At 40.1% G+C, this 14222-nt stretch carries 17 protein-coding genes; 10 read left to right on the top strand and 7 right to left on the bottom strand.

Features of this window, described 5'->3' with window-relative positions; genetic code table 11:
* Positions 1-144 precede the first annotated feature (144 nt).
* The 4 genes from AC0VYO_RS07470 to AC0VYO_RS07485 all read left to right on the top strand — a co-directional run bounded on the left by AC0VYO_RS07470 (position 145) and on the right by AC0VYO_RS07485 (position 3719).
* Positions 145-1335 (top strand): dicarboxylate/amino acid:cation symporter, encoded by a 1191-nt coding sequence (locus tag AC0VYO_RS07470; protein WP_475367061.1) that lies wholly within the window; start codon positions 145-147, stop codon positions 1333-1335.
* A 150-nt stretch (positions 1336-1485) separates the two neighbouring features.
* On the top strand, positions 1486-2238 hold the full coding sequence (locus AC0VYO_RS07475) for a class I SAM-dependent methyltransferase (RefSeq protein ID WP_475367062.1): 753 nt from the start codon (positions 1486-1488) through the stop codon (positions 2236-2238).
* A 164-nt stretch (positions 2239-2402) separates the two neighbouring features.
* The gene (locus tag AC0VYO_RS07480; RefSeq protein WP_475368788.1) at positions 2403-2825 is read left to right on the top strand and encodes a hypothetical protein; all 423 of its coding nucleotides are present in this window, start codon (positions 2403-2405) and stop codon (positions 2823-2825) included.
* A gap of 126 nt (positions 2826-2951) precedes the next feature.
* Complete coding sequence (locus AC0VYO_RS07485; RefSeq protein ID WP_430242380.1) at positions 2952-3719, top strand: TIM barrel protein; 768 nt, start codon at positions 2952-2954, stop codon at positions 3717-3719.
* A 65-nt stretch (positions 3720-3784) separates the two neighbouring features.
* Here AC0VYO_RS07485 and AC0VYO_RS07490 read toward each other — a convergent pair whose 3' ends face one another.
* Positions 3785-4468 carry a bacteriorhodopsin gene (locus tag AC0VYO_RS07490; RefSeq protein WP_430242379.1) on the bottom strand — a complete coding sequence of 228 codons (684 nt, stop codon included), beginning with the start codon at positions 4466-4468 and terminating at the stop codon, positions 3785-3787.
* Between the two features lie 191 nt (positions 4469-4659).
* Here AC0VYO_RS07490 and AC0VYO_RS07495 point away from each other — a divergent pair, with 191 nt between their 5' ends.
* On the top strand, positions 4660-5286 hold the full coding sequence (locus AC0VYO_RS07495) for a 3'-5' exonuclease (protein ID WP_475367065.1): 627 nt from the start codon (positions 4660-4662) through the stop codon (positions 5284-5286).
* A 47-nt stretch (positions 5287-5333) separates the two neighbouring features.
* Here the strand turns inward: AC0VYO_RS07495 and AC0VYO_RS07500 are convergent, their stop codons facing one another.
* Together AC0VYO_RS07500 and AC0VYO_RS07505 are read right to left on the bottom strand one after the other, a co-directional pair.
* Positions 5334-5963: a redox-sensing transcriptional repressor Rex gene (locus tag AC0VYO_RS07500; RefSeq protein ID WP_430242375.1), complete on the bottom strand. Its 630-nt coding sequence runs from the start codon at positions 5961-5963 to the stop codon at positions 5334-5336.
* Positions 5964-6131: 168 nt separating this feature from the next.
* Positions 6132-6794, bottom strand: coding sequence for a peroxiredoxin (locus tag AC0VYO_RS07505; protein WP_475367066.1), 663 nt, complete (start codon positions 6792-6794; stop codon positions 6132-6134).
* Positions 6795-6961: 167 nt separating this feature from the next.
* On the opposite strand from AC0VYO_RS07505, the gene AC0VYO_RS07510 reads away from it, so the two are divergent.
* From AC0VYO_RS07510 to AC0VYO_RS07520, 3 genes are all read left to right on the top strand, one after another.
* The gene (locus tag AC0VYO_RS07510) at positions 6962-7813 is read left to right on the top strand and encodes an MBL fold metallo-hydrolase (protein WP_475367067.1); all 852 of its coding nucleotides are present in this window, start codon (positions 6962-6964) and stop codon (positions 7811-7813) included.
* Between the two features lie 68 nt (positions 7814-7881).
* Positions 7882-8136 carry a hypothetical protein gene (locus AC0VYO_RS07515; RefSeq protein WP_430242369.1) on the top strand — a complete coding sequence of 85 codons (255 nt, stop codon included), beginning with the start codon at positions 7882-7884 and terminating at the stop codon, positions 8134-8136.
* 182 nt (positions 8137-8318) lie between these two features.
* Positions 8319-8525 carry a hypothetical protein gene (locus tag AC0VYO_RS07520; protein WP_194221010.1) on the top strand — a complete coding sequence of 69 codons (207 nt, stop codon included), beginning with the start codon at positions 8319-8321 and terminating at the stop codon, positions 8523-8525.
* An 84-nt stretch (positions 8526-8609) separates the two neighbouring features.
* Here AC0VYO_RS07520 and thiM read toward each other — a convergent pair whose 3' ends face one another.
* The 4 genes from thiM to AC0VYO_RS07540 form a co-directional block, all read right to left on the bottom strand.
* On the bottom strand, positions 8610-9413 hold the full coding sequence (thiM, locus tag AC0VYO_RS07525; protein WP_475367069.1) for a hydroxyethylthiazole kinase: 804 nt from the start codon (positions 9411-9413) through the stop codon (positions 8610-8612).
* A gap of 106 nt (positions 9414-9519) precedes the next feature.
* A complete protein-coding gene (locus AC0VYO_RS07530) occupies positions 9520-9762 on the bottom strand; it encodes a hypothetical protein (RefSeq protein ID WP_475367070.1) in 243 nt (80 codons plus the stop codon).
* Complete coding sequence (locus tag AC0VYO_RS07535) at positions 9755-11398, bottom strand: ABC1 kinase family protein (protein ID WP_475367071.1); 1644 nt, start codon at positions 11396-11398, stop codon at positions 9755-9757. The genes AC0VYO_RS07530 and AC0VYO_RS07535 overlap by 8 nt, the downstream gene beginning before the upstream one ends.
* 214 nt (positions 11399-11612) lie before the next feature.
* Entirely contained in the window at positions 11613-11837 is a 225-nt protein-coding gene (locus AC0VYO_RS07540) for a hypothetical protein (RefSeq protein ID WP_475368789.1), read from the bottom strand.
* Positions 11838-12091: 254 nt separating this feature from the next.
* On the opposite strand from AC0VYO_RS07540, the gene AC0VYO_RS07545 reads away from it, so the two are divergent.
* Positions 12092-12979: a diacylglycerol/lipid kinase family protein gene (locus AC0VYO_RS07545; RefSeq protein WP_475367072.1), complete on the top strand. Its 888-nt coding sequence runs from the start codon at positions 12092-12094 to the stop codon at positions 12977-12979.
* 138 nt (positions 12980-13117) lie between these two features.
* A complete protein-coding gene (locus AC0VYO_RS07550) occupies positions 13118-14062 on the top strand; it encodes a nucleoside hydrolase (protein WP_475367073.1) in 945 nt (314 codons plus the stop codon).
* The last annotated feature ends 160 nt before the right edge of the window (positions 14063-14222 follow it).

A 14222-nucleotide genomic window follows, 5' to 3' on the forward strand; every position in this document is an offset into this window, starting at 1 on the left:
TATCCAACTTATCCATATAATACTTTGTTGATCAAACTTTCTTATTTGTTTCTAACGAATATGTCTTGCAGGATGACTCTTTTTTTAGTAAAGTACACATATATTACACCCGAGATGGACAAATGTTTTTGTATGGAGGACACTATGAAGAAAATTGGACTGTTGCCACGTATTCTTATTGCCATTGCCCTTGGAATTGTTATTGGAGCTTATTTCCCTGAATGGACCGTACGATTATTTGCTACATTCAATGGGATTTTTGGAAACTTTCTAGGTTTCGCGATTCCTCTCATTATTATTGGATTTATTGCACCGGGAATTGGTGAAATTGGGAAGGGTGCAGGGAAGTTAATTGGGGTTACAACGTCAGTTGCGTACCTTTCTACGTTTCTAGCTGGTTTGCTAGCTTTCTTTGCTGCACGAAATTTATATCCTTTATTCCTTGAAACCGGGGGAGCCGCTTCAGAGATGGCGAATCCTGAAGAATCGTTATTAAAGCCTTTCTTCGAGGTTGAGATTCCTCCTATGATGGGCGTTATGACGGCACTCGTTCTAGCGTTTACACTTGGACTTGGCATGGCTGCGATGAAGGGGAATATGCTAAAAGGGGTTATGATTGAGTTTAGAACAATCGTTGAGAAAGTGATTAGCTACGTCATTATTCCATTACTACCGCTTCATATTCTTGGCATTTTCGCAAACATGACAAGTGCTGGACAAGTCCAAACAATCTTAAGTGTTTTTGCCAAAGTGTTCGTCATGATTATTCTTCTTCATATGACAATGCTTTTGATTCAATATAGCATTACTGGTGCAGCGACATCTCGTAATCCTTTTAAGCTTCTGAAAGGAATGATGCCAGCGTATTTTACAGCGCTCGGTACTCAGTCTTCAGCGTCTACTATTCCAGTCACGCTAAGACAAACGAAAAGGAATGGTGTACGAGAGAAAATTGCTGATTTCAGCGTTCCGCTCCTTGCGACTATTCACCTTTCCGGAAGCACGATTACGATTGTCTCGTGTGCGATGGCGGTTATGCTTTTGAATGGACAGGAGCCTACATTCGCTGCGATCATTCCATTCATCCTTATGCTTGGGGTTACCATGATTGCGGCGCCTGGTGTACCAGGTGGTGCTGTTATGGCGGCGATCGGACTGTTAGAAACAATGCTTGGATTCGATTCAACGATGATCTCACTAATGATCGCTTTATACCTTGCACAAGATAGCTTTGGTACAGCTTGTAACGTAACAGGTGATGGGGCTTTGTCAGGCCTTGTGGATCGATTAACATCGAAGAAAGCAACTTTGAAAGACACTGCAAAAGCAGGATAACATTTAGGACAGGCAGATGCCTGTCCTTTTTGATGTTCTCTCGCAATCTATTTCGTTCATAATAAGCCACCATTGCTGTAAGGTTTGTTTGAGAAAAAGGATTCTCCTATTATCCTCTCGAAATGAAAGTAGTTGGAGGAGGAGAGGAATATGAAATATACGATTTTGGAACAAAACAAAGGAAGTTGGAATAAAGTTGCTCATCATTTTAACGGGGTAGATGCGTTACCTGCGTATGGCCCTTTTGCTCAAACGGAGAACGAGCTCCAGCTATTTGATCAGCTTGAGAAAAGTAAAGTACTTGAGGTTGGGTATGGTAGTGGGCATTCATTACGGTATATGGCGAATAATGGAGCAGAAGAACTGTGGGGCGTCGATTTATCTGAAGAACAAAAACATAAGGCTGAGGAAACGTTATCAGGTTTATCCCCCAATCTTTTTTGTGCGCCAATGGAAGAAGAGATTGGCCTTCCTAAAAACTATTTTGATCATGTATTTTCTATTTATGCGATTGGATGGACAACAGATCTAAGGAAAACTTTCGCATTGATTTACTCTTACTTAAAAGAGGGAGGAAGCTTTGTTTTTAGCTGGGATCATCCTTTATATGTTCATTTGAAAAGTAAAGAAGGAGCAGTGACACTTAACGGTTCTTATCAAAATGAAGGCCTTCATACATTTGAAGACTTCAAAGGTGAAGGCGTCACCATGACGATCCATAAACGGAAAATGTCCACTTACATAAATGAATTAATCCAGGCGGGGTTTACGATAAAAACGGTGATTGAAAGTGATGTTTCTTCTTCTATGTCTGAGGAAGACATAACTGTTTCAGATCGATATTATTCTTTGTACAAAGCAAAGAAATTTCCAACTACGATGATTATTAAAGCGGTTAAATAAGTTAGTAAGCTCTGGATTTTGAGGGAGATATTATAGTTTTTCTATCGAATGATATGGAACTTATTGTAAGCTGATCCGTACTTTAAGAGAAGCGTTTCTTTCGAAGCAGAAGCCACTATCTCTTAGAGGGTGTGATTAATCTGGTTGTAAAATTCTTTTTTTGCATGGGCTTTTTAATAGTAGCTGTTTCAGTAGCAGGAGCGTTAAGTAAGATTTCTGCGTTCATTGAAAAACATTTGTTAAGTAAACTTGGCTCTTTTAACCGGTATGGGTTGCTTCTCGTTGTTACGCTACTGTTTGAGAGTGGATTAGTGGCCGCCATATCGGTCATGAGCGGCTGGAATTTCATCGATTCATGGTTCGTAGGAAGTATTTTGCTTATAGCTATTATTTGGCTACCCGCTTATTTTAGACCCTTTCAAGAAAACGCAAGTCGCACTGTTGGAAAGTTTCATAGTGGTTTTGAATCAGGTGCGGTTGCCATACATAGGGGAGGATCACGTCATCCCTTTTTTGTTGAAACACTTCTTTTTACGACGGTTGGACTCTTTGTTTCTTTCGGATATTATTTTCCATATTTCATTTAACGAAACGAGCACTCTTTGAAAGCAGATAAGTAGAGATGATTACCTTAATAAGTGTAGGAAACACCTATAAAAAAGGTGCTTAAGAAGTGAAATGGACCGTCATAACAAATAATAGGAGCTGAGTGATTGTTGAAATATTCTCTTTGTATCGGTGCTTACCCTGGTAAAGATGTGATTACTCATTTGGAGAAAGTGAAAGAACACGGCTTTCATGGACTCGAATATTATGATTGGACAGAGCTCGATCTAAAAGAAGTGGCTAAAGCACAACGTCGTATTGGGGTAGGAATTACAGCAACATGTACAAGGTCTTTCAATCTAGTTAATCCTGAAATGAGTGAGCTTTTTCTTAGTGGACTAACTGAAACAATTGAAGCATGCAAAAGGCTTGGAACAACTTCAATAATTACACAAACGGGGAACGTTATGATCGATGCGCCAATTAAGATGCAACAAGATGCCATGATTGATACTCTTAAGCGGAGTGCAGCGCTATGTGAAGAGTCTGGAATGGTGCTTGAAGTAGAACCTTTAAATGGCCTTGTTGATCACGAAGGGCACTTTCTTCAATATTCAGATCAGGCGGTCTCGATCATCGATCAAGTTGATAGTCCTCATGTAAAGCTTCTTTTCGACGTTTATCATCAGCAAATTACGGAAGGGAATGTGATTCGAAACGCGACGAACTATCGGAATCGTATCCATCACTATCATATCGCTGATAACCCTGGGCGAAATCAGCCAGGGACAGGTGAGTTAAATTATACGAACATCTTAAAAGCAATTAAAGAGACAGGGTTTGATGGTTTTGTTGGATTGGAATGCGGCTACACGATAGAAACGGATCGAGCTTTAGCGGAATTTAGAGAGACCATTTTAGAGCACGTTGAATAGTGGTTAGAAATCATAAAGAGCTACAAAAACCAGTGTTCCACTGGGAGTTGTAGCTCTTTATGGTATTATCCATTTAGTTTTCGTAATCCGTGAAGGTCGAGTAGACCAAATCCTACTTTCGAGAATATCGGAAGAACGATAAAGGCTAGAGTATCAATAATGCCTGCAGTTACGCCAACTCCTGATGACCCGAAAAACCATGCGGTAGGGTAAAGAACCCAAAAAGATGTTAAGTAAATCGCTACTCGCTTATAATGCTTTGCAAGTTGCTCGTTTGAACCATCCGCTATTTTCTTGAGCGGTCCCCATATAATGACTAATATGATGACGAGAGCAACTAGTCCCATTGTGTACCAAACATATTTTAGTGATTCAGATGAAAAATCTGCAATGAGACCAGTTAAAATCATGAATACATCAGCTGCAATCAAAGAAGCGATGAGTGTGCGATTGATTTTACTTTGGTAGAACATAGCAGTTAAGGCAAGTGATAGTAGTAAGAGAGGAGTCGAGACGACCCAATCTAAATAGCGTGCAAAATAAATCGTTTTTTCCGGTCTTTCTAATATTCCTTGCCCTAAAGCAATCGATAAATAAGCGACCCCAGACCATCCTGTGATTAGAATGGCAACAACATATTCATACAAGGGAACGCCTTTTGGGTTTCGACTTAGGAGATAAAAATAAATGGCGCTTGAGATCATGACGATAAAATAAAAAATGTGTAGCGAAATATCAATTGAATTCATGGTTTCACCTCTATATTCTTAACGTGATATCCATTATTGGCTTTGGGAAAGAATTTATTCATTATTAATAGAGTAATTATGGAATTTTGTTACTAAATACAAAGACTAGTTATATTGAAACAATCAAATAGGTAGACGGATTAAGGAGAACATTTTAAGATGGAAGTATTGAGTGATAAAGGAGTTACGATATGAATTTCGTTGCACTAGATTTTGAAACGGCTAATTCGCAAAGAGGAAGCGTTTGTTCCATTGGTCTCGTAGAATACGAGAATGGGGAGCTTATTCGAGAGTACTATCGATTGGTGAGACCAAAACAAAATTATTTTGCAGGCATTAACATTAGCATTCATGGGATTACAGAAGAGGACGTAGCCGACGCGCCTGAGTTCGACGTTCTATGGAAAGAGGAAATTCGTGAGTTAGTAGAGGGGAAATTCCTTATCGCGCATAACGCTCAATTTGATATGAGCGTCTTACGCGCTGTTCTCGATCAATATAGCCTACCTTACCCGATACTTGCTTATAACTGTACGGTGAATTTATCGAAAAAAACGTGGACATTACCCCGATATAAATTAAATGTTGTGTCTGATTACCTTGGGATCGATCTTGATCATCACCACGCGCTGGATGATGCACGTGCTTCGGCTCTCATTTTCTTGAAAGCGGCAGAGACATTAAATGCAAGCGATGTAAATGAACTCGTGGAGAGAACAGGTACGGCAAACGGTGTGTTGTTCGATAATGGGTATGAACCAGCAAAGTTAAATAAAAAACGAGTGACAAAGAAAACCCCATCACCAAAAATTCGCTAACGAATTTGGTGATGGGGTTTTCTAACCTATTTTACTTCTGCAATCGTTTAGAAGAAGTGAATGAGGAAGGATAATGTATCAAGCTCTCTCGCCAAATCAATTTGCTGTAGGTGAACGTTGGCGGGAAGTTGCAAGTAGGCCGAAGAAAAATTCATTATCCCAATAATTCCTGTCTCAGATAGTTTTTCAGAAATTAACTGTGCTGAAGCGGCAGGAATAGCGAGAATAGCAACGGTGACGGTGGGGGTTAAGCGGTCATACATTTCATCGATATGATAGACCGGAACACCAGCAATCGTTTTGCCTACTATTTTTGGGTTATTATCAAACGCCATTTTGATTTTAGGAGTCGACTTTCGTAAATGGTTATAGTGAAGAAGTGCTGTCCCAAGGCGACCGGCGCCAATTAGCGCAGCTTCAGGTTCAGTCTTCTCGTTCACGATCAGGTGAAGGTGGTTGACTAACTTTTTCACTTCATATCCAGCCCCTTTTCGTCCTGGGGCTTTTATCTTAGAAAAATCTCTCCTTACAAGGTCTGATTTATAATTAAGTGCATTTCCAATCTCTACAGATGAAATCGATTTTTGTCCCGATTTCTTAACGCTTTTTAAGTAAGAGAGGTAGAGTGGGAGCCGCTTAATGGTTGCATTTGGAAGCTTATTCTCTTCCTTTTTCATAACATTACCTCCGTCAAACTAATACGCTTTCCCTTCTATTATAATCGTAATCTAGCAAAGTGCAATTTGGAAAATAATCCAAAAGAACTAGAGGGGATAACGTACAATAAAAAAGTTAAGTTATTTCCCCAAAAAAAATCGGCCAATCAGGCCGATTTGATAGCAGCTTTATTCATTAAGTTCTTTTTTACATAAATACCAGTCGATGCATTCGAGATCATCGTCATTTTCACGTTGCTTCATTGCTTCCTGTGTCTTAGGAGGAGAAACGAGCACTTTATCTCCTGGTTCCCAGTTTGCAGGAGTTGGTGAACCGTGATCATCGGTTGTTTTCAAAGCTTTAACCAATCGCATGATTTCATTCATATTCCGTCCAGTAGTAAGAGGATAATAGATAACAGCTCGAACAACCTGCTTATCATCTACCACGAATACGGCTCGACTCGTTTCAGTTTGACTTTCATCAGGCATAATCATGCCGTATCGTGTCGCTACGTTGCGATCAAGATCCGCTATCACGGGGAACTCAATTTCGGTGTCAAAGTTTTTCTCGATGTTACGCACCCATGCAAGATGAGAGGAAACGCTATCTACACTGAGTCCAATTAGCTCAACGTCAAGTTTACGCAACTCAGGATAAATTTCCTGAAAAGCGACAAACTCTGTTGTGCATACAGGTGTAAAATCTGCAGGATGGGAAAATAGGACAAACCATTTACCTTTATAATCATCTAATGAAATCTGTCCGTGAGTTGTGTTTGCAGTAAAATCGGGGGCAGGTGAACCGATCCTTGGAAGCTGGTATGTGACTTCAGTTTGTTGTTCTGACATCTCAAAACATCCTCCTTCAATTTGAATCTATGAATGGTGTTCCCTTCTCATTTTGAAATAAACAGTCGATTTTGTGACAATTGTTAAAATTAGTCTTTTTCTTATAGAAAGGAAAAGATAGAATGAGAGAAGTAAATGATTCCAAATTATGAGAGGGGAATAAGGAGATGCAAATCGAATTTCTTGGCACTGGTGGCGCTATGGCGATCCCGCGCCCACTCTGTCAATGTGACGTATGCAAGGAAGCAAGAGAAAAGGGACTTCCTTACAGTAGATCTGGTCCAAGCGTGTTTATTCATGGGCCCAATGTTTTGATTGATACACCTGAAGATAGTTATATGCAGTTAAATCGATCACGTATTTCAAACATTGATGGCGTTTTTTATTCCCATTGGCACCCCGACCATGTGATGGGGAGACGAGTACTCGAATCAGTGAATGCCGATTGGATCAATCATCCTGCAAAAGGAACAACGACGGACGTTTATCTTCCAGAACAAGTAGCCATCGATTTTCAGACAAGATTAGGTACAGCTGAGCATCTAACTTTCTTTGAAAGTCAGAAGTACATATCGCTTCATGAACTGAGTGATGGAGAAAAGGTGAGTCTTAATGGGATAACGATTACACCGTTTCGGCTTTCGGAGGACTATGTTTATGCCTTTTTGTTTGAGGGGGAGGGCAAACGTATTCTCATTGCGCCTGACGAGTTATTTGGTTGGGAGCCACCGGAGCTTGGGGAATTGGATCTTGCGGTGCTGCCTACAGGTGTATGCGAATTTCATCCGATTACTGGGGAGCGCCAAATAAACGCTGAGCACCCTGTACTCAAAGAAGAAGCAACGTTTCGTCAGACGCTTGAAATCATTGAGAAGCTTCAAGTGAAAGAAGTCTTCCTAACACATATCGAAGAACCCGATCAATTAAGCTTTGATGATCTAAAACAAGTGGAGAGCACCATTCTACAAAACAAGAAGATATCCTTTGCATTCGATACGTTAATCGTTGATCTCACGTAAACACCATAGATGTCCAGTTTAGAATGAAAGACAAAAGGGAAACAGTTTTCTAGAAATGAGGTGAGCGTATGGAAATGTCATTTGGCTTTATTGTAAATGTGGTTATCGCCATTTTCTTATTTATAGATGCTAAAAAACAAGATAAGAGTTCCTTCTTTTGGGCCATTATCGGTTTGATATTTGGACCAATCGTACTTGGGATTTATTTCATTCAAACAGGTAGAAAAGGAATCGGTTGGCTTATCGTTGTTCTTGCGGTGATCTGGTATATTATCGCCATCGTCTTTGGCATCCTGGCCGGAATTATTGGCCTCTTGTTTTAGTACGAACCTGAAGCCTTTGCTTCAGGTTTTTACATGAATTGGGATATTCTTTGAAAGTAATAATAGAAAAACGAGTGAGATATGTCTTAAACAATAGAGCACTTTCGGTGGATGGGCGTCATGGTGTAGAGAAGAAAGTGTAGTACACATTCACCTATCAGTAAGTTCTCGAGGGGGAAGTAATGGATGAGGAAGCAAAAGTGATCGATTGGATCACTTCCGAAGTCGAAACAGAATCATGCACCATGCAGGATTATCCAGTGTATCATTGGGGTAAACGAGTCATCGATCGAAGCGGAGATTATCTCATTGTTTACTTCCATCCGTTGCTTGAAAAAGTAGTCTATACATTCAAAGGCGTGGAGGATTGCTTTTTTATTGCTCATTGATAGGAGTATGTTTTTTGATGAAGAAGAGGTTGATTCCTTGAACGAAAAGGGGAGCGCGAATGTTGATTCGCGCTCCCCTTTTCGTTAGTTCGGCATGAGTTGAATGCTTTCTTCAATTTCTTTTGATGAGAGCAGAGAGAGTTGGTTAAGTAATTCAATTTGAAAATCTCCAGGCCTGTTTCCAACGAGATGAGCGGCTTTTTCACTAGCCACTCCATAGAAAGCAAGAACGCCATAGGCTGCGAGCATAGGGTCTGGTTCAACGGCTGCAAATGCCCCAAGCAGAGAGGAGAGAAGACATCCAGTGCCGGTTACTTTCGTTAAAATGGGATGACCATTTCCTAGTCTTATTGAAGTGTTGCCGTCTGAAATGGTATCAATTTCCCCAGTTACAATCACAACACAGCCAAACATCTTGGCAGCTTTTCTAGCAAGAGCTTCGCGATTTCCGTCCCCTTCGATGGAATCAACGCCTTTAATTGACCATGTTTTTCCTGCAACATTAGCGATTTCTGCGGCATTTCCTCGCAAATATTGAACGTCGACTTCTTTTAAAATGCGGCGAGCAGTTGACGTTCGATAAGGAGTAGCACCGGCTCCAACTGGGTCGAGTATAACAGGGGTGTTCAATTCATTTGCTGCTTTTCCTGCGAGTAGCATCGCTTCAACGGTTTCCTTTGTAAGTGTTCCAATATTTAAGACGACAGCTCCAGCAATTCTCGCCATATCTGCCGCTTCCTCTCGTGCATACGCCATTACAGGGCTAGCTCCTGCGGCAAGTAAACCATTTGCAGTATAGTTCGTAACAACTGTATTCGTTATATTGTGAACGAGAGGAGAAGTCTCTCTTACTTTTGTAATTAGTTCTGCTGCGTGTTGCTTATCCATGGCGCACACCCTTTCTTGTGAATCAATGATAAGTGGTTTCATTTCCTCATTGTACCAATAAGAGGAAGAAGTGAAAATAAAAAAGAGGGGAATGCTCCCTCATCTTCTATGGTTTTGAATACCGATTCCAGAAGCGCAGAATCCATGAAAATGGAAAAGGCAATCGATAGCCTGCTCTTTCAAGTTGTTTAAGAAGGTTAATAAAGGCACCGCCAACGCGTCGTTTTTGCTTGAGCTCTTCTTCATTTCCTTTCACTGTAATACGATACCCATCTTGAAGACCTTCCACTTTCACTTCAGAGCGTCCGAGCTTTTCTGTTGTTTCCTTCATTACTTTTTCATCATTCATTTTTACTGCTCCTTTTTTTCCATAGTCGCTTCTCGAAGGTGCCTGCAAGAAGTATGACGAGTAAACTGATTCCTCCAGTAATCATAGTAGGGAGGAGTAACGATTGAATTTCAAAGGCTTCACTAATAAAGAATCCGATTAGACTGAGGCAAAAAAGGATAAATCCATAATGCTTATTCCACAACATGTTTTTTGCTTTAACTTCTCGTTGCTTCATCGATTCTTCCCATTTTCGATGTTGGTTGAACTCATCAGACAATCGGTCAAGAGGGTTTTCAATGGAAGTTATTCTCGCATAAAGTTGTTTCAAAATTTTCTTAGGATCATAGCGCTTATCAGTTGATTCTTCCCGGTTGATCCATTCCTGCACAATCGGCTTTCCTTCTTCAATTAAATCAATCTCTGGGTCCAATGTGTACAGAATACCTACAATTGTTGATATCGCTCTTCCTAGAAAAGCGAATTCACTAGGGAGTTGAATGGGCTGTTTATTCACAAGGATTTGCACTTCTGTCAGCACTTGATCTGCCGTATCTTCATCCATCATCGTTAAATCTTGTTCGACAAATAACGTGACAAGTGTCTGGATAGCTTTCTCAATCTGACGCTTGTCTGAATTAGGAAGAAGAAACCGAAGTTCTTCAAGGGCATCCGTGACATCACGATACTGACTTAGTACGATTCCAGTAATCAGCTTGCGAATCGATAGAGCATCTCTTGCTTCAATATGACCAACCATTCCAAAATCGATAAAAACAACTGTGCTATCTTCTTGGATTAGAATATTCCCTGAATGTGGGTCGGCATGAAATTGTCCCTCTTGAAGAAGCTGTTCAAGGTAGCCCTTCAAAAGTTTACGTGCGAGCTCTTGTCGGTTTATGTCCTTTTCTTCAATGTAAGAAAGATTCGTAATCCGCGCGCCTTCCATCCACTCCATGACAAGGACTTTTTTCGTTGACCATTCAGATACGTAATTCGGTACGCGATAACCTGGGCTGTCTTTGTAACGTTCCTGGAAGTGTAGTCCGTTTTTTAGTTCCTTTTTAAAATCGAGTTCATCTTCAATCACGCTTCGAACTTCATCATAAAGTCTACTAAGATCGAGCTGTTTTCCATAAGAAGTGAATGTATCCATTAACCAAAAGACAATTCGGAGCGCTTGAAAGTCAGCTCGTATGATTTTACGGATATTTGGACGACGGATTTTGATAGCAACATCTTCACCTGATTTTAACGTTGCTCTGTATACCTGACCAATAGAGGCAGAAGCAACTGGTCGTTCAGAAAGCTGCTCAATGACATCTTCGTAATCAGATGACCATTCTTCTTCAAGAGTCTTTTTTGCTTTCTCCCAAGAGAAAGAAGGGACGCGGTCAACAAGATCTTCAATTTCTTCAAGAAAAACTCTTGGAAGAATATCAGCTCTTGTAGAGAGGAACTGTCCGAGTTTCACAAGTAATCCTTCAAGACGAATCGCTTTTTCCTTATATTCTCTCGCTTGTTTCTTTAACAGCTTCTGCCAGCGTTCCTGGTCCCATGAATGCTTGCTTTTTCTTCTGAAATGCTCGAGTTGAATGAAGAACTTAACCGACATCCAAACGATCACAATGATCCGATACAGCGAATGATATTTCATATGCGACTCCTACTCCTGAATAAATGGCGTTTAGTGTTTAACATAGCCTATTTTCGTTCATTAGAAACAATTATTACAGCTAAAGAACACATTGAAAATCCCTATCTCTACAAGAGACAGGGATGAGGATTATCTTTCCTATTGCTTCAAAAGATGTTACCTATTAATAAACCTTATTAAATAACTTTGTTAGCTCATTCGAGTGAAATCTTCATTATTTTCGTCTCTTACTGAGCCACTTTTGAATAAGAAAAGCTATGACGGCTGAAACCGCCATGATAATGATCGTCACAAGAAAAGAATTCTCTGCGCTCGTATAGTTTCCAAAACTTGTATAGGAGGGGGATTCGACTAACATTGTTAATATGATCCCCGATAGAAGTTGGAGAAAAAAGAATAATAAAATAAAACTACTTGCAAAATACATATAATTCCTCACTTGAAAAGTTCCTTTCCGTGCTCTAAACAGCATCTTTAATCAAGTTTCTCTTTACATGAGTTCGAATACCCCATTCTATTATAGGGGAGAGGAAATGTTTGTCATATGGTTTTATGAAAAATCTTATATAACGACTAATCTGAGAAGGATTTGTATGCATCCACCAATTTGATGAAATCCTACTGTTTCAAGGCTTAGAAAGAAGGGAACGAACTAAATAGATTTATTATTTCTGTTTTAGGGAGGACGTTGCTGTGAAGCGAGCCATGTTGATTATTAATCCATCTTCAGGGAAAGAAAAAGCGATGAAATATGAAGATGAGGCTGTAGCCATTTTAGAACAAAACCATGTAGACGTGACGGTGAAGTACACCGAAAAAGAGGGAGATGCTGTTCGTTTTGCAAGAGCTGCTTGTGAGAATCACTTTAATACAGTTGTTGCAATGGGAGGAGATGGAACGATTAATGAGGCGGTGAATGGTTTAGCGCGTGAAACAGAACGCCCTGATTTTGGTTTCGTGCCCCTTGGAACAGTGAATGACTTTGCAAGAGCACTCAACATACCGATGCAACCTAAGAAAGCGCTAGAGGTTCTATCTGAGCAGCATACAAAACCGGTTGATATTGGACGTATAAACGATCAATACTTTATGAATGTACTTGCTGTTGGCGCTATTGCAGAAGCTGTATATGACGTTTCAGCTGAGCAAAAATCCAAATTTGGTCCACTGGCTTATTTAATTGAAGGTGGAAAAGCTTTAAAGGATAAAACACCATTCGACTTGAACATTACATACGATGGTAAGCAATGGGATGGGAAAGCTTATTTAATGCTAATTGCGTTAACAAACTCAGTTGGAGGGATACAGTCATTCGCTCAGCATGCAGAGGTGAACGATGGCTACTTTCATGTCTTTATATTAAGAGAGTTTTCTCTACCAAAAGTGTTTAAAATCATACCAGATCTCTTCATTGGAAAGTTGCAAAATAATGCTCAAGTAGAGTATTTTCCAGCCTCGAAATTAAAAGTGGAATCGGGTCATGAACTTGTTGTAAATATCGATGGCGATGAAGGCATTCACCTTCCGTTCGAAGCAGAAGTGATGCATAACGAATTAAATATTTTTGTACCAAAAGAGTAGGGAAACCTACTCTTCTTTAGAGCTTATTAATATGAAAAATCTTTTCCTCCTAATATTCACCTATCAAATTGCCTTGCTTCTTAATTTACAGCGATGTGAATATGTTAGTTATGATAAGTATGGGGATGAGGTGAAGGAATGGGGCAAAAGGTCTTGTTTTTTGGAGATGTAGGAATCGATGACACGGTCGCGCTTTTATTTGCTTATTTATCAGAAGGTGTGGATGTTATTGGTATTGTAGCTTGCTACGGAAACGTATCAAAAAAACAAACGACCCGTAACGTTCGCTACTTACTTGAAGAAGTTGGCCGAACGGATATCCCTGTAATGGGTGGGGCAGAAAAGCCTATGACTGGAGAGGTGCCGATTTATTATCCTAATGTACATGGACCGGAAGGATTAGGTCCTATTACGCCACCGCCAAATGAAGCTGCCCCTTTAGAGAATTTCTTTCAAGTGATTTCAATAATTGAAGAGTATGACGACCTTGTGATTGTAAATGTTGGGAGGATGACTTCTCTTGCGACGCTCTTCCTCTTGTATCCAGATACGATGAAAGGAATTAAATCATTTTATATAATGGGCGGTGCATTTAACGTACCAGGAAACGTGACCCCGAGTGCAGAAGCTAATTTTTATGCAGATCCAGTTGCGGCAAATATTGTGATGAAATATGCTGAGCATGTTTTTTTATTTCCACTAAATGTGACGGAGCATGCGATTGTAACGCCGGGAATGGTTAATTATGTTCATGCAAAAGGGAAGGCGCCTCTTATTAAGCCACTTTTAGATTACTATTATGAGGAATTTTATAAGAAAATGGTTCCAGACATTGAAGGTAGTCCTGTTCACGATGCGCTTACGTTAATGGGGGTTGAAAAGAAGGACATTTGCACATTCTACCGCACTCGCGTAGCAGTAGAAATTACCGGAGAAGCCCGGGGCCTTAGTATTGGTGATTTTAGGAAATCCTTTGAACAAGATGAATTTGATGGAAGACCCATTCATTCAGTCGCAATATCAATGAACTATTTTGCTTTCTACCAATTATTTATGAGTACGATGACCGGAGAAACTTTCTAGAGATCTGAAACATTTCCTTGTGTTCTTTCGTAAATGGTGTAGGATAGTCTTAAAAATGAGATTTCTCTCAAACAAAGATTATACCTCTTGTGTACCTAAGCTATTATATATACTTGGTTTCTATTGCGATCCAGGCGGTTCACCCTTATACCATGCCATC

It is taken from the genome of Anaerobacillus sp. 63XJN7_4_ISO-PGPR-S23-413 (genome assembly GCF_056173725.1).